Here is a 22,555-nt window from a genome sequence, read left to right as displayed (position 1 = left end):
GGCAGAGCCCCTCAGCTTCTCGAGAACATGGAGAGCATCCGGCGGGTCACCGCGAAGCCACCGAAGATGTTGACCGAGGCCAGCAGGATCGCGAGCGTCGCGAGTGCCGTGACCGCCCGGCCGTTGGGGGCCTCACCGTGACCGATCTGCATCAGGGCGCCGACCACGATGATTCCCGAGATCGCGTTGGTGACGCTCATCAGCGGTGTGTGCAGGGCGTGGTGCACCTGCCCGATCACGTAGTAGCCGATCACGATCGCCAGCGCGAACACCGTCAGGTGTCCCAGCAGCGCCGGCGGGGACAGGGCCGCGAGCAGGAACAGCGTGATCGCGCCGACCCCGACCGCGGCGAACCGGCGCCGCGTCGACACCGGCGGCGCTGACGGGGAGCCGGCGGGCTTCGCACCCGGGGACACGGAGGCGGGGGCGGCCGCCGGAGCGGCGGACACCTGGACCGGCGGTGGCGGCCAGGTCGACTCGCCGTCGCGGACCACGGTCATCGACCGCTGCACCACGTCGTCGAAGTCCAGCACCAGCCGGCCGTCCTTGGCCGGCGTCATCAGCTTCATCAGGTTGACCAGGTTGGTGCCGTACAGCTGGGACGCCTGCGCGGGCAGCCGCCCGGGCAGGTCGGTGTAGCCGATGATCGTCACACCGTTGTCCGTGACCACCGCCCGGTCCCTGACCGTGCCCTCGACGTTGCCGCCGTTCGCGGCGGCCAGGTCCACGATCACGCTGCCGGACCTCATCGACGCCACCATCTCCGCGGTGATCAGCGTCGGCGCCGGACGGCCCGGAATCAGGGCGGTCGTGATCACGATGTCCATCTCGGTGATCCGGTCCGTGTACAGCTGCGCCGCGCGGGCGTTGTAGTCCTGCGACATCTCCTTGGCGTATCCCGTCGCCGAGACCTCCACCTCGCCGGCGTCCTCGACCTCGACCGAGAGGTACTCGCCGCCCAGCGACCTGACCTGGTCGGCGACCTCGGGGCGCGGGTCGGTGGCGTACACGACGGCCCCCAGGCTTCCCGCGGCGCCGATCGCGGCCAGTCCCGCCACCCCCGCACCGCAGACCAGCACCTTCGCCGGCGGCACCTTGCCGGCCGCCGTCACCTGCCCGGTGAAGAAGCGGCCGAAGGCATGCGCGGCCTCCACCACCGCCCGGTAGCCGGCGATGTTCGCCATCGACGACAGCACGTCCAGCGACTGAGCCCGCGAGATACGGGGCACCGCGTCCATCGCCAGCGCCGTGATCGGCCGCCGCGCCAGGTCCTCCACCAGCGCGGGATCGAACGCCGGGCTCATGACGCCCACGACCGTCGCTCCCGGCTTCAGCCCGTCCAGCTGCTCCGTCGAGAGGGCGTTCACACCGAGCACGACGTCCGCCGCCAGCGGGTCACCCAGCCTGGCACCGGCACCGGTGTACGCCTCGTCCGGGAAACTCGACAGCGCCCCCGCACCCGGCTCCACCACGACCTCGTATCCCAGCTTGACCAGCTGGACCACCGTGGCGGGAGTCGCGGCAACGCGCGTCTCGCCACGGCGGGCTTCGCTCACGATTCCGATCAGCATTCCCCAACTCCAGGGTGTCGATGGTGCAGAGCACGCGGCGGGCAGCCGGGTGCGCCCGACAGGAACGCCATCCAAGGCGACGGAGGCCTTGGATGGCGTCTGCCCGGGGACCTGCGATCAGGCGACGGGCTTCGACAGCCCGCCGTCGACGCGCAGCACCTGGCCGGTCACGTAGGAGGCGTCGTCGGACGCCAGGAACGCCGCCGCGGCCCCGATCTCGGTGGGCTCGGCCCAGCGGTTGAGCCGGATGCCGAGCCCCTGCACCATGCCGGCCCGGACCTCTTCGGCGCTCTTGCCCTGCTGCGCGCCCATGGCCTCGGTCTTGGTGAGCCACCCCTCGGTCTTCGTCATCCCCGGGGAGATGGCGTTGACCCGGATGTTGCTCGACGCCGCCTCGGTCGCCAGGTAGCTCGTGAGGGCGACCACGCCCGCGTTCACGATGGCCGTGGGGCCGGTGTTCGGGATCACCGCGTGCGCGGTCGCGCCGACGACGTTGACGATGCTGCCGCTGCCGGTCCGGCTCAGGAACGGGAGGGCGGCCTGCGCGACACGGAGGAACCCGATCAGCTTCGTGTCGAAGGCGCCCGCGACGATCTGCTCGTCGGCCTTGTCCAGGGGGGAGGGGGCGAGCTGCGGACCCGCGTTGTTCACGACGATGTCGAGGCTGCCCTGCCACGCGTGAACCGTCGCCAGCGCGCTGTTGACGGACTCCGCGTCGGTGACGTCCGCGACGACGGGGAGCACGTCCTCCGCGCGGCCTCCGGCGGTGAGACGGCCTGCCGCCGCCTTGACGGCCGCTTCGTCCCTGGCTGCGATCGCCACCTTGGCACCGCGCTCGAGGAGCGCCTGTGCGATGGCGTAGCCCAGGCCTCGGCTACCACCGGTCACGAAAGCCGTGCGGCCCTCCAAGTTCCAACCTGCAGCCATGTTCGGTCCCTCCAGTCAGCGCTTCGTTGCTTCCGCGAAGAGTCGATCCGAGGCGCCGAGCCCGCGGCAAGCGCGGGTAACGCGGGGTTCACAGGCGGGCCGCCGGGCCGGCCGGCGGCTTCCGGCCGGATAACGGGGCGGGGTGCACCCTGAGCTGTGCGCAGCCTGCTCCGAGGCGAGGGACCGCCGGGTCCCCCACGGGTGCGCGCACCGAACCGTCACCGGTGGTGCGCATGTGTCTCCCCTACCCGCGACTTCCGCATGGCAAAGGACTTGTGATGGCGATTCCGACATTTGGACCGAACGCGGTCGACTGGGAAACCCGCATCGACATGGACAGGCTCCGCGACGAGCGGCTGGCACGTCTGCGCGCGTCGTTGGAGCAGTCCGACCTCGGCGCCGTCCTGGCCTTCGACTTCGCGAACATCCGCTACATGACCTCGACCCACATCGGCACCTGGGGCATCGACAAGATGATCCGGTTCTCCCTGCTGGTCAGGGGAGGCGAGCCGATCGTCTGGGACTTCGGCTCGGCCGCCAGGCACCACCAGCTGTACAACCCGTGGCTGGACTACTCGAAGGCCCACTCGGACGGCGATCCGCACGGAGCCCACCACGGAGCCGACGCCCGCAACCCGAGCGGCGCCCGCGCCGGCATCTCCACGTTGCGCGGCGCCATCAACCCCCTGGTCGGGATGGCCGACTCCGTCGCCCGGAAGATCAAGCACGAGCTCGAGCTCTACGGGCTCCTCGGTGAGCCGCTGGGCGTCGACGTGATCGAGCTCCCGGTTCTGAAGGCCCTGCAGGACGCGGGCGTCACGGTGGTGGACGGCCAGCAGGTGTTCCTGGAGGCCCGGCGCATCAAGACCCGCGACGAGATCCATCTGCTCACCCACGCCTGCTCGATGGTCGACGCCGCCTACGAGAACCTCTACGAGTTCCTCCGGCCGGGTGTGCGGGAGAACGAGTGCGTGGGCGTGGTGGCCAAGACCCTCTACGACCTCGGCTCGGAGTACGTCGAAGGCGTCAACGCGATCTCCGGGGAGCGGTGCGCGCCGCACCCCCATGTCTTCTCGGACCGCATCGTGCGGCCCGGGGACCCGGCGTTCTTCGACATCCTGCACAGCTACAACGGCTATCGCACCTGCTACTACCGCACGTTCGCGGTCGGCAGCGCCTCCTCCGCCCAGCGCGACGCCTACACCCGGTGCCGCGAGTACATGGACGAGGCGATCAGCCTCGTCCGGCCCGGAGCCACCACAGCGGACATCGTGTCGGTGTGGCCGACGGCGCAGGAGTTCGGGTTCGCCGACGAGGAGGCGGCGTTCGCCCTCCAGTACGGCCACGGTGTCGGGCTGTCGATCTGGGAGAAGCCGGTGTTCTCCCGGCTGGTGTCCCTGGAGCACCCCGAGGTGCTCGAGGAGGGCATGGTGTTCGCGCTCGAGACCTACTGGCCGTCGAAGGACGGCTGGGGCGCGGCCCGGATCGAGGAGGAACTCGTGGTGACCGCGGACGGCTGCGAGGTCATCACCAAGTTCCCCGCGGAGGAGCTTCTCGTCGCCGGGCAGCGCTACTTCACCGTCTCGGGGCCGCTGTCGACCGAGCGCGACTCGCAGTCCCACCTGAACACGCCCGCGGGGACCCGGGCCGGGCGCCGGGACGAGGCGGCCGGGCTCTGACCGGAGGGGCGGGGATGACCTCGCACGACCGGCCGGCGCCTTCCGCTCGCCCCCTGGGCGGTGGAAGGCGCCGGCCGTCGTATGGTCAGCCGGTCGCCTCAGGAGCGATGTTCTTGTTGAACCGCAGCAGGTTCTGCGGGTCCCAGGCGGCCTTGACCGCACGCAGCCGCCGGTGCTTGGCCTCGCTGCCGTGCACCCCGCGCCGCCACTCCTCGCCGAGGTCGTCGCTGAGGTTGGCGTAGCCGTTCGTCAGGGCGTGCGGCCGCATCGCCTCGGTGAGGGCGGTCGCCCAAGCGTCGTACTCCGCGTCGCGCCCGGGTACGTCCCACTTGCAGATGGCCTCCCACAGCCAGGCGGCACCCTCACGGGAGAAGGCCATGGAGTCCTCGTCGCGGTCCTCGGATATCGCGCCGCCCATGAACGACAGGTTGATCGAGTAGATGTCGCCGGGCTTCGACGGCAGGGTGGCGACGTACTCCAGGAGCACGTCGACGGCGTCGGCGGACAGCGCCGGCAGATATCCGCCCCGCAGGTTCATGCGCATGCCGTAGGGGGCGACGGCGTCGAGCATGCTGTTCGCCCGGACCCATGTCGTCGTCCCGACCAGGTCGGCGAGCGGCCGTCCGGCCGCGGCGAGCGGCCCGACGACCGCAGGGGCGGCGGCGGGCTCCCCGGTGTAGACGACGACGAGGATCAGCACCGGCTTCCCGTGCACCTCCCTGGGCAGCATCGGCAGAGGGGGAGCGGGGGCGATCGCGACCAGCAGTCCCAGTTCCCTCGGGGCTGTGGCCAGGTGTGCCGAGAGCTTGCCGAGGACGTCGGCGGCCTGGTCGAGCGGGAAGATCAGCTGTCCGGCGACGACCTCGGGGCCGACCGGGTGCGCCCGGTACTCCAGCGAGGTGACGACCCCGAAGTTGCCGCCCCCGCCGCGCAGCGCCCAGAACAGGTCGGGGTTCTCGGCCGGGTCGGCGCGGACCTTGCGGCCGTCCACGGTGATCACGTCGCAGCCCAGCAGATTGTCGACGGTGGCGCCGTAGCGGCGCATCAGGTAGCCGATGCCGCCGCCCAGGGTCAGTCCGGCGACGCCGGTGCTGCTGACCGTCCCGGCGGGTACGGCCAGGCCGTGCCGCTGTGCGGCCGCGTCCATCTCGCCGAGGGTGACGCCCGGTTGGGCCCGGACCACGCGGGTCTCCGGGTCGACGGTGACCGTCCGCATCGCCGACAGGTCGACGACCAGTGCGCCGCCGGGCATCGCATAGCCGTCGGATCCGTGCCCGCCGCTGCGCACGGCCACCGGGATGCCGTGGGCGCAGGCGTAGCGCATGGCGGTCGCGACGTCCTCCTCGTCGGCGCACCGTGCGATCAGCGCGGGGCCGTGGTCGGCGGCACGGCCCTGGTACAGCGCGCGCGCCGCGTCGTACCCGTCGTCGGTGGGGCGGAGCACCGCGCCGCGGAAGTCGCTGGGGAAGTCGGAGTGGGAGCGGGATTGTGTCGACACGCTCATGAGGCCTCCTGTGTCAGGGACGCACAGGTAACCGGAAATTCAATTTCCGCTTGCGTCGACAGGACAGTAACATCGGTGGCAAATGAGCCCGTTGACACCCCCTGGCGATCGGCCGCAGCGCGCCGACGCACGCGAGAACGTCCGCCTGATCCTGCAAGCCGCCAGGGAGGTCTTCGCCGACCGCGGTTACGAGGTGTCCATCGAGGCGGTCGCCCGCCGCTCGGGAGTGGGCATGGGCACCGTCTACCGTCACTTCCCGAGCAAGAACGCCCTGGTCGAACGGGTGGCGATCGACGTCATGACGGAGACGTCCGCCGAGATCGAACACCTCTCAAGGGCCGAGCCCGATCCCTGGACGGTCTTCACACGGGTGGTGCGGTACATCGCCCAGGCCCGCAGCAGCCAGCTGTTCCCCGTCAGCCGGCGGCGGACGACGGAGCCGGGGCCCGAACTCGTCGCGGCCCGGGAGGCCCTGCTGGCCGGCTTCGCGGACGTGGTGACGCGGGCCCAGGACGCCGGGAGCCTGCGCCGGGACGTGACCGTGTTCGACCTCGTCCTGATGCTGAACTCGATGCCGGCCCGCATCCCGGAGGAGAGCGGCGGCAACCCCTCGGCGGATCTGGCGGGCCGCCAGCTCGGGGTGTTCATCGACGGGCTGCGCTCCCCCGGCGGGGAGTCGCTGCCGTCACCGGGTGCCGACCGGCGCGACCTGGACCGGTTCTTCCGTACGCGCTTCGGTCTCTGAGCCAGCCGGGGCCGTTTCGGATCCATTCAGACCCTCAGGGGCCACGATTTGCCGTCAGGCGGTTGAATTTGGATCCATCTCCTGTCAGGGTGGAGAGTGAGCGATCCAGGAGAGCGCCGCCGTGACCGGGCGCCACAGATGTGACGTACAGGGCGCCTTGGGCCGAACCGCGCGCCCGGCGCGCGTGCCCGGCCGAGCGCCGGTCCCCGTCGGGACGTCGATGCGCCGCCTCCCCCCGCGGGCGGTCGGTGAGAGCCCCGCCCCGGGAACCCGCCGCGGTCCGCGACGTGACGTCCAGAGCACCTGAGGACACCATGAGCCAGCCCGAGCAGGACCCCCAAGCCGCAACTCCCCCTGTCGCGTGGAGCGCGGCGCTGCGCGGTGCCGTACGGGGCAGGGCCATGGCGCAGACGACCACCGCCGCCCTGGTCGTCGGCTCGACCCTGTTCATGGTGAACCTGTACTCGCAGGTCAGGGACGGCCCGTTCACCTGGGTACTCGCCGCTCGCACGGCACTGACCTTCCTCGTGCCGTGGCTCAACGCGACGATGGGGATCACGATCGGCCTGCGACGCGCCGGCACCCCGACCCCCCGCCCGGCCCCGCCCCTGGCCTGCGCCACTCCCCCGGAGCCCGCCTCACCCTCACCCCAAGCCGGCTGCCTCCAGCCGGGATTCCTCGAAAGGTAATGCGCATGTCACTGGTGCCACTGCTCACTTCCGCCGAGTTCTCCTCGGCCGACCAACCCGCGCTCGCCCAGGGGATGAGTGCGTACGGCGAAGTACTGAACACCTGGGCGGGCATCGGGAACAGCCCCGGCCTGCTCGCCGCCTACCTTCCCTTCCTGAGGCAGGTCAACGGACCGGGCGCGCTGGACGGGCGTGTGAAGGAACTGGTCGCCGTGCGCGTCTCCGTGCTCAACCACTGCCGCTACACGACGAGTCACCGCTGCGCGTCGGCGCTCGCCAAGGGGGTGTCGGCCGACGAGCTGGCGGCCGTCGCGGACGGCGAGCTCGGGGGCTTCACCGAACAGGAGCGGCTGGCGCTCCGGCTGGCCGAGGAGATGACGGTCGCCCTTCCGGGCGTCCCGGTGGAGAGCGGCCTCACCGGCGTCCCGGCGGATGTCCGCGACGAGGCGCAGCGGGTGTTCGACGCGGCGCAACTCGTGGAGCTCGTGATGTCCATCAGCCTGTGGAACGCCCTGTCGCGCTTCCACCGTGTCATGGCCTTCGAGCTCGACATGCCCGAGCCGCCCGCGGCCGTGGCGGCCCGACTCTGAGACCGCGCGGGATCCGAGGCCGGCCGGACGGGAGTCCGGCCGGCCTCACGCGCGGGGCGGCGGTGGGACGGTCAGCCGGGGATCTGCCCGGCCTCGCGCTGCAGCCGCACGAGGAGGGACATGAAGTCCCGTTCGCCCAGGCCGGTCGAGATGCACGCCTGGAGCAGCTGCTGCACGACGCCGGTGACCGGCAGCGGAACCCCGCCGGCCGCCGCGGCGTCGAGGGCCAGGTCCAGGTCCTTGCGCATGAGCCGCGAGCTGAACGTCGACGTGTAGTCGTCCGCCAGCAGCGGCCCGATCTTGTACTTCACCAGCGGCGACGCGACCGCCGAGGCACCGACGACCTCCAGGAGCCTGTCCCGTTGCACTCCATGGGCCTCGGCCAGCGCGACGCACTCGGCGAGGAGTTCGGCCGTCCCGGCGACCATGAGGTTGAGGGCCAGCTTGATGACGCGGGCGGCGTCCCCTTCGCCGCTGTGGAACACGTGGGGGCCGATGTCGCGCAGCAGGCCCTCCACGGACGAGAAGACGGCGTCCTCGCCCGACGCGATGACCGTCAGGTTCCCGGCACGCACGACACCGGGGTTCCCGCTCACCGGAGCGCGCAGGTAGCCGATGCCGGCGGCCTCGGCTCCGGCCGCCACGTCGCGGGACACCTCCACGGAGACGGTGCTCATGTCGACGAGGACCCGTCCCTTGCCGGACGCGGCGTGGACGAGCCCGCCATCGGGCGCGAGCGCGACGTCGGCCAGGGCGCGGGAGTCCGCGACCATCGTGATGCACACCTCCGACCGGTCCCACGCTTCGGCGGGGGCGTCGAGCTCGGTCGCGCCCAGTGCCACCAGGCCGTCCGCCCTGCCCTTCGAGCGGTTCCAGACACTCACCTCGTGGCCTGCGCCGATGAGTCGTTCGGCTATGGCGGATCCCATCTGACCGAGACCCAGCACGGATACGTTCACGTTCATCTCCTGAGACGGTGCGCGACATGCGCAGGGGGGTTGTCGAACTCACCCGGCGCCGGGTGAGGGCTCGCTATATCGACGCGGAGAGCTGCCAGTCGAAGGCGAGCTGCGCGTGGGAGCGGGGATCGCAGAGGCTGCCGAATCTCCCGGCGAAGTACACCAGCGGGTCGGAGTCGGCCTCGTAGCCGCAGCTGACCACCTTCCCGATGAAGATCGTGTGGTCTCCGCCCGCGACCTCCTCCTGCACCTCGCAGGCGAAGTAGGCGACCGCGCCGTCCACGACGGGGAGCTCGTGGTCGGCCCGCAGGCCCATGCCGGCGAACTTGTCGTCGCACCGGCTGGCGAACCGCAACGCGTGGTGCTCCTGTCCCCGTGCCAGGACACTGACCGCGAAGACCCCGGAGCCGGAGATCGCGTCCCGCGTCGCAAGGGTGTTCCCGACACACACCAGGAGCATGAGCGGATCAAGCGAGACGGACGCGACGGCGCTGGCCGTCATCCCCGCCGGGCCGTTCGGCGTCCTGGTCGTCACGATCGTGACGCCGGTCGAGAACCGCGACATTGCCCCGCGGTAGACGACGGACATGTCCTGCGCGGTCGACGTACCCATGGTGCCCTCCGTTGCGTGTGACGAGATGGCTTGAACACCGCCTGTGCCCAGGCGGCCCGGGTGTGGCTGACGAGGTGTTCACCGGCGCGCCTGTCCGCGCGGCCGCGCGGGCCTATCGCCGCAGTTGCGCGACCAGGCGGCGGACCTCGTCGGACGGCGGTACGCCGAGCTCCCGCATACGCACCGCGTACCGCTGGTAGAGGGCCAGCACGGCGTCGTCGCTGCCGCTGGCGTGCGCCAGCTGGATGGCCAGCCGCCAGGCCTGCTCGCGGTACGGGTCCTCGCGGAGCACGTAGTCGACCAGTCCCTTCGCCTGGCGGTAGCGGTTCATCCGGTAGGCGAGCTTGGCCGCGTCGACCCGCGCCGACAGGAAGGTCTCGGCGAGGAGCACGCGGCGCTCGGCGACCCACGCGCCGGAGACCGTCGCGAGGTACGGCCCCCTCTCGGCGCTGCTGAGGGCGTGCGCCAGCGTCTGGAGGCGGATCTCCCCGTCCTGCCTGCCGGCCTGGGCGATGAGGTCGGCCGCGCGTTGCGCCGAGCCCATGGCGACCGCGGGTCCGGGCATCCGGAAGACGTCGCCGTCCTGCCTCGGACCCAGGTCGTCGGGCAGGACCTCGCGAAGGCGGTAGAGGGCCTGCCTCAGGTAGTTGCGGCCGGCGGCGTCGTTGCGGCCGCCGAAGAGCGCCCCGAGGAGCTCCTCGCGCGTGGCCCTGCGGTCGGGTCTCCCGAGGAGGTAGCTGAGGAGCTCGACGCTCTTGGTCAGCCGCGGCTGGGCCGTGTTCCCGTCGACGGTGAGGACCGGCTCGCCGAACTCCTCGAGCACCAGACGCGGCGTGCTCACGTTCACACGTACCGGATGCGGGCCCGACAGGGCCGCCAGGACCTCGTACCAGGGTGACATGCGGCTGGACTTGGTGTCTGCCGCCCTGGCCGCGACCGACGGCATGTCGGTGAGGGCCGTCAGCAGCAGGTGCTGCGATCCGTGCGTCGAGGCCGAGGCCATCGCGAGGTCGGCGGTGGCGTCGGACTGGTCCTCGAGGCCGAGACGCCACTGCGCCTCGGCCAGGTAGACGGCGGCCGTCGGGAGGTCCAGGTGGCGGTCTCCCTTCTGCATGGACAGGACGCATTCCGCGAGGAGTTCGTAGGCCTCGGCGTCCTTTTCCTGCAGGAGCATCGACAGGCCGGACCAGATCTGCCAGGTCTCCCGCGTGAGGACGTACTCCGAGGCGCCGTTGGCCGCCGCTTCCGCCAGCACGCGGTCGGCGCGCCGTGTGTCGCCCTCCAGGCGCAGCCGCAGCTTGGCCTCGACCAGCAGGCTCATGTTCTTGTAGACCTTCGACCCGGTCGACGCGATGAGGCCCCTCCCGCGCTCGATGGACGCGCAGGCCTCCTCGCCGCGGCCGAGGTCCAGCATGAGGTCGACGGCGTCGACGGCGTGCAGCCAGACCGGCTGCGACGAACCGCTGCGCGGCTCGAACATCGACATCGCGGCGTCGAGTCGTCCGGTGGCCCGCAGCGCGGCGACGACCCAGGGGCCGCCCAGGATCGTCCGCCACGGGTCGAACGAACCCACGTCGTCGAGCCCTTCGAGGCGGCCCCTCATGAAGGCCAGCCGCATCAGCAGACCGTCGACCGGACCGGACGGCGTGGGCGAGTACTCGGGGAACGGCGGCGGCTCCTCGCCGGTGGCCAGCGCGATCAGCGTGTGCGCGATGAGCCAGTTGCGGCCCGGTGACAGCTGGTCGGCGACGGACCGCGCCTCCTCGATCCGACCGGAGTGCCAAAGACACCAGCAGGCCAGGACGTGGGCCTCCTCGAAGTCGGGGGCCCCCGGCTCCGGAAGCCACGCGTAGCCGTGACGGTCGACGAGGTCCACTCCGCGGTCGCACTGCTCGAGCGCGAAGGCGACGCGCAGGATGACCGAGCCGATCTCCGGGGTCGGGGTACGGGCCGACCCTCCCAGCGCGTCGAGCCAGCGTGCCGCCGGCTCGAAGTCCATCCGCGCCACGAGGCTGGGAAGGGCCACGGCGGCCAGCCGCCCGGCCGCGTCGAGGTCCCCGAGCCGCAGCAACTCGTCGACGGCCTCCTCGCGTTCACCCCGGGCGATCAGGAGCTCGGCGTGCCGGCGACGGACCGTGGCGAGCGTCCCGGCGTCCTGCCGGGCCAGGGCGACCCGCAGGAAGTCGCGGAACACCGGGTGCGGCGTCATACGGGAACCGTCCGGCGACCACGTCACCGGGAGATGCCGGACGCGCAGGTCCGCCATGACCTGCGCCGCGTTCTCCTGGCCCATGGCGCGGGCGCTCTCGACCGATGTCTCCGCCAGCAGGCTGGTGTGCAGGAGGAAGGTCCTCTCCACCGGGGACAGCGAGTTGAAGACGTTCGCCGCGACGTAGGACCTCAGCGAGTCGGGATCCAGCTCGCTGGAGCGCGCATGGCGCCATCCCTCGAACAGCACCCCGGTCACCCAGCCCCCCGTCGCCGCGACGGCCCGCGCCGGATGCACGTCGACGTGGCCCACGGTGCGCAGGGCGACGTCGGCTTCCTGGGCGTCGAACGCGAGGTCGCTCTCGATCAGTTCGCCCACCCGGTCCCGTTCGCTCGTCGGGCCCGGATCGAGGTGGACGTCGACACGCGAGATCAGTACGAGGTTCACACCGGACGGCAGATAGCGGGCGAAGGAGGAGAGCACGGCGACGCAGCTCTCGTCGGCGGCGATGCGTTCCACGTTGTCGCAGACGAGGATGAGGCCGCTGCCCTGGAGGCTCTCGGCCAGCAGCCCGGCCGCCTCACCGATGTGCAGGCTGCTGCTCAGGGCGTCGGAGGCCACGTCGGCGGCGTCGGCGACAACGCCCTCGAGCGCCGCTTCGAGGTAGACGAGCAGGCGCCCCGCCGCCCGCTCGGTGCCGTCGAGCGACAGCCAGGCGACGGGCCTGTCGAGGCCGCTCACGGCCAGGGCCACCGCCGTGGTCTTGCCGGCCCCGGCCGTCGCGAAGACGTTCACCACGGTGTGGCGGTCCAGCATGTCCCGCAGACGCCGGTTGAGCCTCTCGCGGACGACGACGCCCTTCGCCGGCTCCGGCGCCGCCAGTTTCCGCCGGATGATCGCGCGGTGCTGCCGGCCGGACGTGTTCGGGCCGCTCGGCCGGTCGGAATCAGAGTCACCCATCGGATGTCGCGCCTCCTGATCCTTGGTGCCGGTGGAGCCGGCGCCCGCCCGCCGGTCCACCGGGCCGTCTCGTCCCGTTCGCTGCCCAAACCACGTGTGTCGTCGGCGCCCTGCCCGCCCGCATGCGGGCCGGCTGTCCGCCGGTGCCGCCGGGTGCGGCGGTTCGCGACCGGCGGCGGCCGCGAACCTTGCCGCACCGTCGCCGGTTCAGCGGACCCGTGAGCCCTCCAGCCGTGCGCCGTCGAGGCGCCGGGCGTACTCGGCCTGCTCGGTGTAGGCAGTCACCTCGGGGGCCTCGGGCTCCGGAAGGCCGCAGACCTTCCGGGCGAGGTGGGTGAGCGGCCCCGAGGGCGACAGTTCCGAGCGCTTCATCGTGAGCATCCGGGTGCCCAGCATCGGCGTCCCGTTGAACTGCTCGAAGGTGCTGATCCGGTCGCCGAAGTCGGTGAGGAACAAGTCACGGATGACACGCGAGATGCGGATGCGGTCGTAGGGCTCGCCGACCGCGCCCGCCTGCAGGGGCGCGAGCCACTCGTGCAGCTCGGGGTTCTGCCACTGCTCCTCGGTCGGGAACAGGAGCGAGGCGCGACCGGCGAGGTCGATCACCTCGTTCCGCATCTCCGCGTACTTCTCCAGGTAGTACGAGCGGCCGAAGTCGAAGAGAAGGACGTTCGGCTTGTAGAGCCCCGCAGGGGAGATGAACCCCTCCGTCTCGGAGGCGATCACATGGGCCCGGATCGTCTGGTAGAACTCGACGAGTCGCGCCAGGCGCGCCTGGACCGGCGGGAGCTGGTACGTACCGAGGTGCTCGGTCATCAGCATCGCGAGCCCGGCCATGAGTTCGGCGCGGACCATCGTCCGGATGAGCGCCTCGTAGTGCACCCAGTCGAAGATGCGCTGCGGGTAGAGCGAGGCGTGCTCGGGGCTGCCGATGTGGAAGACGCGCTCCCACGGGATGAACACGTTGTCGAAGATGACGGTGCATTCCAGCTCGTCGCCGGCCGAGGACAGCGGGTGGTTCCCGGGATCGTCCCGTACCGTCGCCTCGCGGGAGACCATCGCGACGCCCGGCGCGTTGGCCGGACAGGCGGCGTAGATGACCTGTTCGCTCTCGATTCCCGGACGGAAGAAGACACCGATGTGGATGTAGTCGGCGAACGGCGTACCGGTGCTCACGGCCTTGACGCCGTTGACCACGATGCCGTCGTCCCGGGTCTCCACGACGCGCAGCGCGGTCTGGGCCGCGGCCTGCTTGGAACGGTCGACCTGGGGGTCGATGAAGGCGAAGGCGCAGTTGAGGTCGCCCTCCTTCACGAGTTCCAGGAAGTCCTTGATCCCCACGGTCAGATCACGCCCGCCGGTGCCCACCGACTGGTCGCTCCACGGCTGCGGGTCCTCCTCGTAGGTGACCAGGCCGTAGTTGTTCGCGCACGGGGTCCGCCCCGTCGATCCGCCGTCGAGTTCCCGGACCACGGTCTCCAGGTAGATGCGCTTGCGGCGCAGCCCCGCGGCGTCCGTGTGCGTGAACCACATCATCGAGCGGCGCACACCGTCGTCGTCGACGAAGGTCATGACGTCCTGCATCTCGGGCTCGTGGTGCAGGTCGTAGAACTGCGCTATCCGCCCGGCCTGCGCCCTGGTCTTCGGGTGCGTCGTGACGTCGTCGACCAGATCACCTCCGACCCAGACGACGCGCCCGTCCCTGAGGGACTCCAAGTACTGGTCGCCAGTTCGCATCAAATGCCACCTTCTGCCCTCGCCCAAGCACCGGCGTGCATGGACTGCTGTCTCTCGGGCCGTCATTCGAGTTCCACTCGACAGGACATCGCCGGGAAATTGCCGTGAATCCGTTGGTGAATCCGTCCTCAGCGCGCGGGAAAACGAAGAATCAGTATCGTGATCGACCGGCCATTCGAACCGCCCGATTCGGATGGAGGAAGTCCCGCCCTGCCGTGAAGTCGTAAGTGCCTCGGCCGTTGATGACCCGAGCCTAATCAGGAGTCGTTAGCCGGGCGTTAATCGCGAAGACGCTCCTTCGGCAATGTCATCGGGGAGCTCCGCGACGGGACATCGCGAGTTCCTCCGGCCTGCCGGTCGACGGGCCGGCGCCGCGGCAGCGGACGGCACCCAGACGTCTCCCGGAACCCGGAGCCGCGGCCTCGCAAGCCCCCAGGTGCGCACACCACCCATGCCCCCACCTTCGCGAACGAACATTCCGTTTTGCTGGCCCCATCCTGCGGTGCCGGCCGACGAGCCGTCAAGATGAATATTCGTTTTCCTTCCATTTCCTGCCGGATGCCGCAACTTCGGCGACGGTCCCCGGGTTCGGCGACAGACAACCGGGACCAAGCGAAAAAAACGTGAACAGCACACCGAAGATCGCAAAGTGGACCATTGGCCGCTGTACCGTGGAGGCCCGTCCGGCAACGACTGCCTCGCGATCGGCCAGGGAGAAAGCGCACATGGCAATTCGGTTCGACCTGAGGTCGCTGACTCCCGGCGACCGCGCGGACGCCATCCGTGAACTCTCCCGGTCGGTGAACGGCCGAATAGAGGTGGATCTCCCTCCGAACCCCACCCGCCTGAGGGCCGTTGCGAACATCAACACCGTGGGTTCGGTGGAAGTCACGGGAATCGACTGGAACGTGGCCGGACTCCGGCGGGCGACCGCACCGGTGAAAGAGGACATGGTGCCGCACGTTCTCGTCGCCCTCCAGGAAGCGGGGGTCACCCGGTTCGGCCAGGGGGGCAACCAGGGCGAGATCCGGGCGGGCGACATCACGGTGATCGAGAACGCGAAGCCCTATGAGATCTTCTTCCAGGGCCCCGTCCATGCGGTCGTCGTTCGCGTTCCCACGCACGTCCTGGGGCTGCAGTCCTCCCTTCTCGGCCAGGTCGCGGCCGTGCGGCTCGGCTCGGAACACCCGCTCGTGGGCGCCGCAGTGGCGTTCTTCGCCCGGCTGGCCCGCAGCCAGGGCGCTCTCGGCGAGACCGAGGCCGCCCTGTTCGCGCAGCCCAGCGTCGACCTGATCAGGGCCGTGGTCACCACGGGCCTCGGCCGTGACGACCTGGCCCGGGAGCCTTTGCACCACACACTTCTTCAGCGCGTCGAGGAATACGTCCGCGTCCATCTGGCAGAACCCGACCTGACTGCCGCACGTATCGCCGCCGCGCACCACGTTTCCGTACGCCAGCTCTACCTGACCCTGTCCCGAGCGGGTATCGCTCTCGGCGACTGGATCAGGACCCAGCGCCTCGAAGAGTGCAAGAGGGAACTGGCATCACCCGTGCACCAATTCATGACGGTCGAGGCGATCGCGCACCGGTGGGGATTCACCAGCGCGCCTCATTTCAGCCGCGTCTTCAAAGCCGAGTACGGCATGAACCCCCGCGAGTGGCGTCGGCGAAGCCGCACGCTCCCCGTCGAAACCGGACCCGCCCGGCTCTGAGCGCGACCTCGCCGGCACTCCCAAGGTAGGCGGCACGCGGGTCGCCGTCTTGCCTTCCCGTGCAGGGATCCGCCTGCCGACTTGCCTTCCCGTGCAAGGTTTCGGGTCCGATGCGCGGTGCCGGGGAGCCGGCCACCGGAGTACCGGACCCCTCGGCGGCGGGACGTACCGCCGACGCGGCGCGGCCCCCTCGAACGGTGAAACGGCAGCCGGCGACAGGCCCGCCGGCCGGTGTTACCGCCCCCGACGCGTTCCCGCGGCCCTCCCTCTCGTGCGGGCGACGGGCGGCCCACAGGTGCCCGACGGGCGCGGCCGGCCGTTCCACAACGGGCGACCACAGATGGGTATATCGGGCATCTCGCTCTGGTTGCCTTCCCGATTTACCCGCTCTACGGTCGCCACCGACGACGTCGGCACCGAGCCTGCGCCACTCGACCAGGGCGGACGCCCCCAGAGAAGCCACCTCGTGTGCACCCTCCCCGGTGGCCGAGCACGTTCGACCCCCGCGCCAGGCACCGCCTCCGCGCTCGACGTGCGCCGCACCCACGAAAGGCACGACATGACCAAGATCGCGATCATCCTCGGCAGCACCCGCCCGGGGCGCAACGGCGCCGCCGTGGCGGACTGGATACTCGACATCGCAAAGCAGCGTTCCGACGCCGAGTTCGAGCTCGTGGACCTGGCGGACCACCCGCTGCCGCTCCTCGACGAGGCGCTTCCCCCGTCGTTCGGGCAGTACCAGAACGACCACACCAAGGCGTGGGCGTCGAGGATCGCCGAGTTCGACGGCTATGTGTTCGTCACCCCGGAGTACAACCACTCGACCACGGCCGCCCTGAAGAACGCCATCGACTACCTGTACGCGGAGTGGAACAACAAGGCCGCGGGCTTCGTGGGATACGGCGCCGACGGTGGCGTCCGCGCCGTGGAGCACCTCCGCCTCATCGCCAGTGAGCTGCAGATCGTCACGGTGCGCGCGCAGGTCGCGCTGTCCCTCCTGGCCGACTTCGAGAACTACAGCGTCTTCAAGCCGGGCCCGCACCACCGGCCCACCGCGGAGGCCATGCTCGACCAGCTCGTCAGCTGGTCGAAGGCCATGCAGCCGCTGCGCGCCAACGCCTGATCAACCGCTGCCCGGTGAGACCGGCACCCGGCCGCGCTCCGGCGGCCGGGTGCCACGAGCCTGCCCGTCTCTTCGGTTTCGGCGTGGGCGCGCCGGAACAGGCCGGGTTCCTGACCGGCGAACTCGACGTGTTGACGGAAGCGATGGAGCCCTGGGCGGACAGCCGCGGGATGGTCAACTTCCTCTCCGTCCCAGGAGGCCACCGACCCCGAGCGGTTGAGCGAGGTCCACGGCGCGGAGCGCCACCGGCGGCTGACCGCGACGAAGAAGGCGTACGACCCGACCAACATGTTCCGGGTGAACCACAACATCCCGCCCGGCTGACGCGGCACGGCCTTCGGGACCGGGACCCGGATGCCGCCGTCGACGTCGACGCGCTCTGCGGGCTCGCCGACGCGATCGCGTAAGGACGGACCCGTGCAGTCGAGCACCGGGGCGAGCACGGCCCCGCTGAACCCCGACCGCTCCGAGCCGGGCCCGGTCGGGAAGCCCGCGGGCTCGACAGCCCGTGCCGCGCGTACTGTCGTCGGCCGGCCGCTTTCACGGTGGGCGTCACACAGCGCATCCTCTACGGGGCCCTGGGCAACACCATCGGTCACGCACATGGGAAGAGGACCCCGACCGCAAGGTCGAGGCCCTCGAATCCGTATCGTCAACAGTTGTGTCCGAGGGGGGACTTGAACCCCCACGCCCGATAAAGGGCACTAGCACCTCAAGCTAGCGCGTCTGCCATTCCGCCACCCGGACAGGTGATCCGCAGGGCTGGCCCCGCGGCGACAGGCACAACGATACCAAGGATTCGGGGTGGGTTTCACCTGCGTATCCGCTGGGTGCACGGGGTGCCGGGGCCGTGTGGGCCCCGGCACCGGCGGGGCTAGGCCGCCTCGGGCGGCATCAGGTGGTACCCGGGGAAGTTCCCCGGCGGGCGCTCGTCCGCGGGGCCCTGGGTGACGGCGCGGACCAGCAGGTCCCCGCCGACGAAGGCACCGCGCCAGGAGGCCCCGAGACCGCCGAAGTGCTCGGCTCGGTCGCCGCGGGACCGGGGCCGGTTGTGGCCGACCTTGAAGGCGCGGATCTCCGGGGCGAGGCGGGCGTAGGTGTCCTCGTCGTCGGTGGAGAGCGTGGCGACGAGGGCGCCGTCGCCGGCGTTCATCGCGGCCAGCAGTTCCGCCTCGGTGTCGGCCAGGACGATCGTGTCGACCGGGCCGAAGGGATCCGCCCGGTACAGCGGGGAGGTGGGGGGCGGATTCAGCAGGGCGACCGGCGCCAGGTAGGCGGAGGTGTCCTGGCCGGGCAGGAGGCGGGCGTCGGCGAGGCTGCCGCGGTGCAGCGGTGTCGCGCCGCGGTCGACGGCCTCGGAGACGAGGTCGCCGAGTTCCTTGGCCTTGGCCGCGTTGATCAGCGGCCCGAAGTCGAGCTCCGGGAGGTCGTCCCCGGGGTCGTCCACGGCGAGCGGGTGCCCGAGCCGTACGGACCGCACGGCGGGCAGGTAGACGGACAGGAAGTCGGCGAAGAGCTCGCGCCGCACGACGAAGCGGGGGTAGGCGGTGCAGCGCTGCTTGGCGTACTCGAAGGTGCCGCGGATGTGGCCGCCGAGGGACTCCCAGTCGCTGTAGTCCCACACGCCCCAGGCGTTCAGTCCCTCCTGCCCCATGACATGGCGTCTGCCCGGGTCGGCCACGGCGGTGGCGGCCCGGACGCCCGTGTCCCGGCCGCCGAGGGAGGAGACGCAGCCCAGCTCCGGGGCCCGCACCAGCTCCGCGGAGAACTCGTCGCCGCCGCTGACCAGGGTCACCGGTACGTCCTCGCGGGCGATGAGCGCGCAGGCGAGGGTGAGGCAGGCCAGGCCGCCGTCGGCGGGGGTCCTGGCGATGACGGCGTTGCCGGCCAGTGCCTGTACGAGCATGGCGTGCACCAGGACGCTCATCGGGTAGTTCCAGCCGGCGACGTTGCCGACCGGGCCGGGCAGCGGGCGGCGCCACTCGACCATGTCGTCGATCTCGCCGACGTACCAGCGGACGCCGTCGACGGCACGGTCGACGTCGGCCTGGGCGAGCCGCCAGGGCTTGCCGATCTCCCAGACCAGGAGGAGGGCGAGCAGCGTGCGGTGCTCGCTGAGGGCGTCCAGGGCGGCCGATACCCGCGCCCTGCGCTCGGAGACGGGGATCACCCGCCAGGCGCGGTGCTGGTCGAGCGCAGCGCGGACGGCCCGCCGGGCGGTGTCCGCGTCGAGCCGGGGCGCCCCGCCGACGGGGGTGCCGTCGACGGGGCTGGCGGCCGGCAGGATCCGGCCGTCGGCCTGCCACGCCCCGGCCCAGAGGTTGAGGACGCGGTCGTCGTGGAACGCTTCCGGGGCGGCCCGAAGACACCGCTGCCAGGCGTCCGTCCAGGCCGTCCCGGGTTTGAGGGCGAGGGTCACGGGTTCTCCGCTCGCTCGGGGTGGATCTCGCGCAGCGCACCGCCACGGGTGTAGAGGAATCCCCGTACCAGTTCGGTGCGGGGCAGTTCCGTGGTGTCGCGGACGCGGGCGATGCACCCGCGCAGGTCCTCGGCGGGGTCGCCCAGTGCCGCGCAGTCCTCGTGGTGCACCAGCACGATCTGGCGGGTGCCGCCTCGCAGCTGGCTCAGTCGCAGCGAGCGGAGCGTGTCAGGGGTGACGCAGCCGCCCGCGTTGCGGATGACGTCGGCGTCGCCCGCCCGCAGCCCGAACATCGCCTCGACACCGAGCCGGGAGTCCATGCACGCGACGATGGCGACTCCGGTGCGGGCCTCCTTCCTGTCGACGTCGAGGGGTGTGAGCGCCGCACCCACGTCGTATCTGCGGATGAGCAGCTGCTCGACGGCCGCTGCCCCTGCGGGGGCGGTCACCGCAGCAGTCCGCGGACGAGGCGTGCGGTCTCCGACGGGGTGCTGCCGACCTTGACGCCGGCGGCCTCCAGCGCCTCCTTCTTGGCCTGGGCGGTGCCGGAGGAGCCGGAGACGATGGCGCCGGCGTGGCCCATGGTCTTGCCCTCGGGCGCGGTGAAGCCGGCGACGTAGCCGACGACCGGCTTGGTGACCAGGCGGGAGATGTAGGAGGCGGCGCGTTCCTCGGCGTCGCCGCCGATCTCGCCGATCATGACGATGAGGTCGGTCTCGGGGTCGTCCTGGAAGGCGCGCAGGCAGTCGATGTGGGTGGTGCCGATGACGGGGTCGCCGCCGATGCCGACCGCGGTGGAGAAGCCGAGGTCGCGCAGCTCGTACATCAACTGGTAGGTCAGCGTGCCGGACTTGGACACCAGGCCGATCCGGCCGGAGGTGGTGATGTCGGCGGGGATGATGCCCGCGTTGGACTGTCCGGGGCTGATGAGGCCGGGGCAGTTGGGCCCGATGACGCGGGTGCCGGAGGCGACCGCGCGGGCCCGGAAGGCGACCGTGTCGTGGACGGGGACGCCCTCGGTGATGACGACGACGAGCCCGAGCCCGCCGTCGACGGCCTCGTCGACGGCGGCGCGCACGAAGGGCGGCGGCACGAAGACGACGCTGACGTCGGCGCCGGTCATGCCGACGGCCTCCTTGACCGAGCCGAAGACCGGGACGGTGCGCCCGTCGAACTCGACCCTCGTGCCGGCCTTGCGCGGGTTGACGCCGCCGACGACGTCCGTCCCCGAGGCGAGCATGCGGCGGGTGTGCTTCATGCCCTCCGAGCCGGTCATGCCTTGGACGATCACCTTGCTGTTGCGGTCGAGGAAGATGGCCATCGCGATCAGCTCCTTGCGGGCTCGGCGGCCCGCGCGGCCGCGCCGTCCATGGTGTCCAGCCGCTGTACGAGGGGGCCCAGCGACGCCGCGGCCTCGTCGAGCACGGCCCGGCCGCGCTCGGCGTTGTTGCCGTCGAGGCGGACGACGAGGGGCTTGGTGAGCTCGACCAGGCCGAGTGCCTGGACGATGCCGTCGGCGACCGCGTCGCAGGCGGTGATGCCGCCGAAGACGTTGACGAGGACGGAGGTGACGTCGGGGTCGGAGAGGATGACGCCGAGCCCGTCGGCCATGACCTGGGCGGAGGCGCCGCCGCCGATGTCGAGGAAGTTGGCGGGGGCACCGCCGTGGTGGGCGACCACGTCGAGGGTGCTCATCACCAGTCCCGCGCCGTTGCCGATGACGCCGACGGTGCCGTCGAGCTTGACGTAGTTGAGGCCCTTGGCGCGGGCGGCGGCCTCCAGGGGGTCGCCCTCACCGGGGGTCTCGTACGCCTCGTGGGCGGGGTGCCGGAAGCGGGCGTTGGTGTCGAGCGACACCTTGCCGTCCAGCGCGAGGACACGGCCGTCCGTGGTGCGGATCAGCGGGTTGACCTCGACCAGGAGGGCGTCCTCGGCGGTGAAGACCTCCCACAGCGCGGTCAGCACGGGCACGGTCTCCTCGGGAAGCCCGGCGGCTTCGGCGATCTGCCGGGCCTTCTCCTCGGTCACGCCCTCGGTGGCGTCGACGGGGACGCGGGCCAGGGCCTGCGGCCGGGTGGCGGCGACCTCCTCGATGTCCATGCCGCCCTCGGCGGACGCCATGGCGAGGAAGGTGCGCTCGGCACGGTCGAGGAGGAAGGAGACGTAGTACTCGTCCTGGATGTCGGCGGTCGGCGTCAGCATGACCTTGCCGACCGTGTGGCCCTTGATGTCCATGCCGAGGATGGCGCGGGCCTTGTCCTCCGCGTCCGCGGGGTCGGAGGCGAGCTTCACGCCGCCGGCCTTGCCACGGCCGCCGGTCTTCACCTGGGCCTTCACCACGACCTGTCCGCCGAGGCGTTCGGCCGCGGCGCGGACCTCGGCGGGGTCGTCCACCACATGGGCGTCGAGCACGGGGACGCCGTGCCGCGCGAAGAGCTCCCGTGCTTGGTACTCGAACAGATCCATCGTCAAACGCACCTGCCCTGACTCGGGGTCGAACGATAATCCGGTGCAGACCTCTGGACACCGGGTCGTCGATGCGGGATAAACGTCTGCATACAGTATTCGTCGGCTGTATGCAATGTACAGACTGCAGAACGGAATCTTGCGATCTGCCTGCTCACGGGCCCCCTGACCGGAAGGAACCTTGGTTGTGACGAAGGCTTTGGAGGGTGTTCGTGTTCTGGACATGACGCATGTCCAGTCGGGTCCGTCGGCGACGCAGTTGCTGGCGTGGCTGGGTGCGGACGTGGTGAAGCTGGAGGCGCCCGGGGGTGACATCACCCGGCGTCAGCTGCGGGACGTGCCCGGGGTGGACAGCCTGTACTTCACGATGCTCAACGCGAACAAGCGGAGCATCACGCTGAACACCAAGACCCCGCGTGGACGGGAGATCCTGACCGACCTGATCGCCCGCAGCGACGTGATGGTCGAGAACTTCGGCCCCGGCGCGATCGACCGGATGGGCTTCACCTGGGAACGCATCCAGGAGATCAACCCCCGCATCGTGTACGCCTCGATCAAGGGCTTCGGGGACGGCCCCTACACCGCGTTCAAGGCCTACGAGGTCGTCGCGCAGGCCATGGGCGGCTCGATGGCCACCACCGGCTTCGAAGGC

At 71.0% G+C, this 22,555-nt stretch carries 19 protein-coding genes and 1 tRNA gene; 8 read left to right on the top strand and 12 right to left on the bottom strand.

All coding sequences use genetic code 11. The annotated features are described in order from the left end of the window. Positions 1–11: 11 nt before the first annotated feature. Together CHF15_RS41585 and CHF15_RS41580 are read right to left on the bottom strand one after the other, a co-directional pair. Positions 12–1,571 (bottom strand): Re/Si-specific NAD(P)(+) transhydrogenase subunit alpha, encoded by a 1,560-nt coding sequence (locus tag CHF15_RS41585; protein ID WP_089229144.1) that lies wholly within the window; start codon positions 1,569–1,571, stop codon positions 12–14. Between the two features lie 117 nt (positions 1,572–1,688). Beyond that, the gene (locus CHF15_RS41580; protein WP_089229143.1) at positions 1,689–2,498 is read right to left on the bottom strand and encodes an SDR family NAD(P)-dependent oxidoreductase; all 810 of its coding nucleotides are present in this window, start codon (positions 2,496–2,498) and stop codon (positions 1,689–1,691) included. A 278-nt stretch (positions 2,499–2,776) separates the two neighbouring features. Between CHF15_RS41580 and CHF15_RS41575 the strand changes: the two genes are divergently transcribed. Continuing rightward, on the top strand, positions 2,777–4,177 hold the full coding sequence (locus CHF15_RS41575) for a M24 family metallopeptidase (protein ID WP_089229142.1): 1,401 nt from the start codon (positions 2,777–2,779) through the stop codon (positions 4,175–4,177). Between the two features lie 85 nt (positions 4,178–4,262). On the opposite strand, the gene CHF15_RS41570 is transcribed toward CHF15_RS41575, so the two are convergent. Further along, complete coding sequence (locus CHF15_RS41570; RefSeq protein WP_089229141.1) at positions 4,263–5,681, bottom strand: FAD-binding oxidoreductase; 1,419 nt, start codon at positions 5,679–5,681, stop codon at positions 4,263–4,265. Between the two features lie 82 nt (positions 5,682–5,763). Here CHF15_RS41570 and CHF15_RS41565 point away from each other — a divergent pair, with 82 nt between their 5' ends. The 3 genes from CHF15_RS41565 to CHF15_RS41555 all read left to right on the top strand — a co-directional run bounded on the left by CHF15_RS41565 (position 5,764) and on the right by CHF15_RS41555 (position 7,705). Further along, a complete protein-coding gene (locus CHF15_RS41565) occupies positions 5,764–6,426 on the top strand; it encodes a TetR/AcrR family transcriptional regulator (protein WP_089229140.1) in 663 nt (220 codons plus the stop codon). 314 nt (positions 6,427–6,740) lie between these two features. Then, positions 6,741–7,115, top strand: a complete 375-nt coding sequence (locus CHF15_RS41560; RefSeq protein ID WP_143681759.1) for a hypothetical protein — start codon at positions 6,741–6,743, stop codon at positions 7,113–7,115. A gap of 5 nt (positions 7,116–7,120) precedes the next feature. Then, a complete protein-coding gene (locus CHF15_RS41555) occupies positions 7,121–7,705 on the top strand; it encodes a carboxymuconolactone decarboxylase family protein (RefSeq protein ID WP_179280226.1) in 585 nt (194 codons plus the stop codon). A 71-nt stretch (positions 7,706–7,776) separates the two neighbouring features. Here the strand turns inward: CHF15_RS41555 and CHF15_RS41550 are convergent, their stop codons facing one another. The 4 genes from CHF15_RS41550 to CHF15_RS41535 all read right to left on the bottom strand — a co-directional run bounded on the left by CHF15_RS41550 (position 7,777) and on the right by CHF15_RS41535 (position 14,183). After that, complete coding sequence (locus tag CHF15_RS41550) at positions 7,777–8,664, bottom strand: NAD(P)-dependent oxidoreductase (protein ID WP_179280225.1); 888 nt, start codon at positions 8,662–8,664, stop codon at positions 7,777–7,779. A 73-nt stretch (positions 8,665–8,737) separates the two neighbouring features. Continuing rightward, the gene (locus CHF15_RS41545) at positions 8,738–9,277 is read right to left on the bottom strand and encodes a flavin reductase family protein (protein WP_089229136.1); all 540 of its coding nucleotides are present in this window, start codon (positions 9,275–9,277) and stop codon (positions 8,738–8,740) included. A 112-nt stretch (positions 9,278–9,389) separates the two neighbouring features. Further along, positions 9,390–12,446 carry a BTAD domain-containing putative transcriptional regulator gene (locus tag CHF15_RS41540; protein WP_089229156.1) on the bottom strand — a complete coding sequence of 1,019 codons (3,057 nt, stop codon included), beginning with the start codon at positions 12,444–12,446 and terminating at the stop codon, positions 9,390–9,392. 207 nt (positions 12,447–12,653) lie between these two features. Next, on the bottom strand, positions 12,654–14,183 hold the full coding sequence (locus tag CHF15_RS41535) for a 4-hydroxyphenylacetate 3-hydroxylase N-terminal domain-containing protein (RefSeq protein WP_179280224.1): 1,530 nt from the start codon (positions 14,181–14,183) through the stop codon (positions 12,654–12,656). Between the two features lie 725 nt (positions 14,184–14,908). Between CHF15_RS41535 and CHF15_RS41530 the strand changes: the two genes are divergently transcribed. The 3 genes from CHF15_RS41530 (at position 14,909) to CHF15_RS41520 (ending at position 17,342) form a co-directional block, all read left to right on the top strand. Then, entirely contained in the window at positions 14,909–15,895 is a 987-nt protein-coding gene (locus CHF15_RS41530) for a helix-turn-helix domain-containing protein (RefSeq protein WP_089229134.1), read from the top strand. Between the two features lie 559 nt (positions 15,896–16,454). Beyond that, entirely contained in the window at positions 16,455–17,018 is a 564-nt protein-coding gene (locus CHF15_RS41525; protein WP_089229133.1) for an NADPH-dependent FMN reductase, read from the top strand. 216 nt (positions 17,019–17,234) lie between these two features. After that, complete coding sequence (locus tag CHF15_RS41520) at positions 17,235–17,342, top strand: BBE domain-containing protein (RefSeq protein ID WP_089229132.1); 108 nt, start codon at positions 17,235–17,237, stop codon at positions 17,340–17,342. Positions 17,343–17,680: 338 nt separating this feature from the next. Here the strand turns inward: CHF15_RS41520 and CHF15_RS41515 are convergent. From CHF15_RS41515 to sucC, 5 genes are all read right to left on the bottom strand, one after another. Beyond that, positions 17,681–17,765: transfer RNA gene (locus tag CHF15_RS41515), tRNA-Leu, on the bottom strand. Positions 17,766–17,892: 127 nt separating this feature from the next. Beyond that, complete coding sequence (locus tag CHF15_RS41510; RefSeq protein WP_089229131.1) at positions 17,893–19,437, bottom strand: aldehyde dehydrogenase family protein; 1,545 nt, start codon at positions 19,435–19,437, stop codon at positions 17,893–17,895. Further along, positions 19,434–19,886 (bottom strand): carbonic anhydrase, encoded by a 453-nt coding sequence (locus tag CHF15_RS41505; RefSeq protein WP_089229130.1) that lies wholly within the window; start codon positions 19,884–19,886, stop codon positions 19,434–19,436. Before CHF15_RS41505 ends, CHF15_RS41510 begins: the two co-directional genes overlap by 4 nt. After that, a complete protein-coding gene (gene sucD / locus CHF15_RS41500) occupies positions 19,883–20,758 on the bottom strand; it encodes a succinate--CoA ligase subunit alpha (protein ID WP_089229129.1) in 876 nt (291 codons plus the stop codon). The genes CHF15_RS41505 and sucD overlap by 4 nt, the downstream gene beginning before the upstream one ends. Before the next feature lie 5 nt (positions 20,759–20,763). Then, positions 20,764–21,903: an ADP-forming succinate--CoA ligase subunit beta gene (gene sucC, locus CHF15_RS41495; protein ID WP_089229128.1), complete on the bottom strand. Its 1,140-nt coding sequence runs from the start codon at positions 21,901–21,903 to the stop codon at positions 20,764–20,766. Between the two features lie 187 nt (positions 21,904–22,090). On the opposite strand from sucC, the gene CHF15_RS41490 reads away from it, so the two are divergent. Then, the coding region (locus CHF15_RS41490; protein WP_179280223.1) for a CoA transferase at positions 22,091–22,555 on the top strand (465 nt) is incomplete at its 3' end.

The organism is Actinacidiphila glaucinigra (assembly GCF_900188405.1).
GTDB classification, from domain to species: Bacteria; Actinomycetota; Actinomycetes; order Streptomycetales; family Streptomycetaceae; genus Actinacidiphila; species Actinacidiphila glaucinigra.
Note: the sequence above shows the minus strand (reverse complement) of the source record. Positions and strands in the feature narration are given on the sequence as shown.

Excerpts from the sequence above, each read along its gene's own strand:
- sucD (WP_089229129.1), bottom strand. The coding sequence starts at position 20,758 with ATGGCCATCTTCCTCGACCGCAACAGCAAGGTGATCGTCCAAGGCATG.
- CHF15_RS41580 (WP_089229143.1), bottom strand. The coding sequence starts at position 2,498 with ATGGCTGCAGGTTGGAACTTGGAGGGCCGCACGGCTTTCGTGACCGGT.
- CHF15_RS41540 (WP_089229156.1), bottom strand. The coding sequence starts at position 12,446 with ATGGGTGACTCTGATTCCGACCGGCCGAGCGGCCCGAACACGTCCGGC.
- CHF15_RS41555 (WP_179280226.1), top strand. The coding sequence starts at position 7,121 with ATGTCACTGGTGCCACTGCTCACTTCCGCCGAGTTCTCCTCGGCCGAC.
- CHF15_RS41575 (WP_089229142.1), top strand. The coding sequence starts at position 2,777 with ATGGCGATTCCGACATTTGGACCGAACGCGGTCGACTGGGAAACCCGC.
- CHF15_RS41530 (WP_089229134.1), top strand. The coding sequence starts at position 14,909 with ATGGCAATTCGGTTCGACCTGAGGTCGCTGACTCCCGGCGACCGCGCG.
- CHF15_RS41565 (WP_089229140.1), top strand. The coding sequence starts at position 5,764 with ATGAGCCCGTTGACACCCCCTGGCGATCGGCCGCAGCGCGCCGACGCA.
- sucC (WP_089229128.1), bottom strand. The coding sequence starts at position 21,903 with ATGGATCTGTTCGAGTACCAAGCACGGGAGCTCTTCGCGCGGCACGGC.
- CHF15_RS41560 (WP_143681759.1), top strand. The coding sequence starts at position 6,741 with ATGAGCCAGCCCGAGCAGGACCCCCAAGCCGCAACTCCCCCTGTCGCG.
- CHF15_RS41535 (WP_179280224.1), bottom strand. The coding sequence starts at position 14,183 with ATGCGAACTGGCGACCAGTACTTGGAGTCCCTCAGGGACGGGCGCGTC.
- CHF15_RS41525 (WP_089229133.1), top strand. The coding sequence starts at position 16,455 with ATGACCAAGATCGCGATCATCCTCGGCAGCACCCGCCCGGGGCGCAAC.
- CHF15_RS41545 (WP_089229136.1), bottom strand. The coding sequence starts at position 9,277 with ATGGGTACGTCGACCGCGCAGGACATGTCCGTCGTCTACCGCGGGGCA.
- CHF15_RS41570 (WP_089229141.1), bottom strand. The coding sequence starts at position 5,681 with ATGAGCGTGTCGACACAATCCCGCTCCCACTCCGACTTCCCCAGCGAC.
- CHF15_RS41585 (WP_089229144.1), bottom strand. The coding sequence starts at position 1,571 with ATGCTGATCGGAATCGTGAGCGAAGCCCGCCGTGGCGAGACGCGCGTT.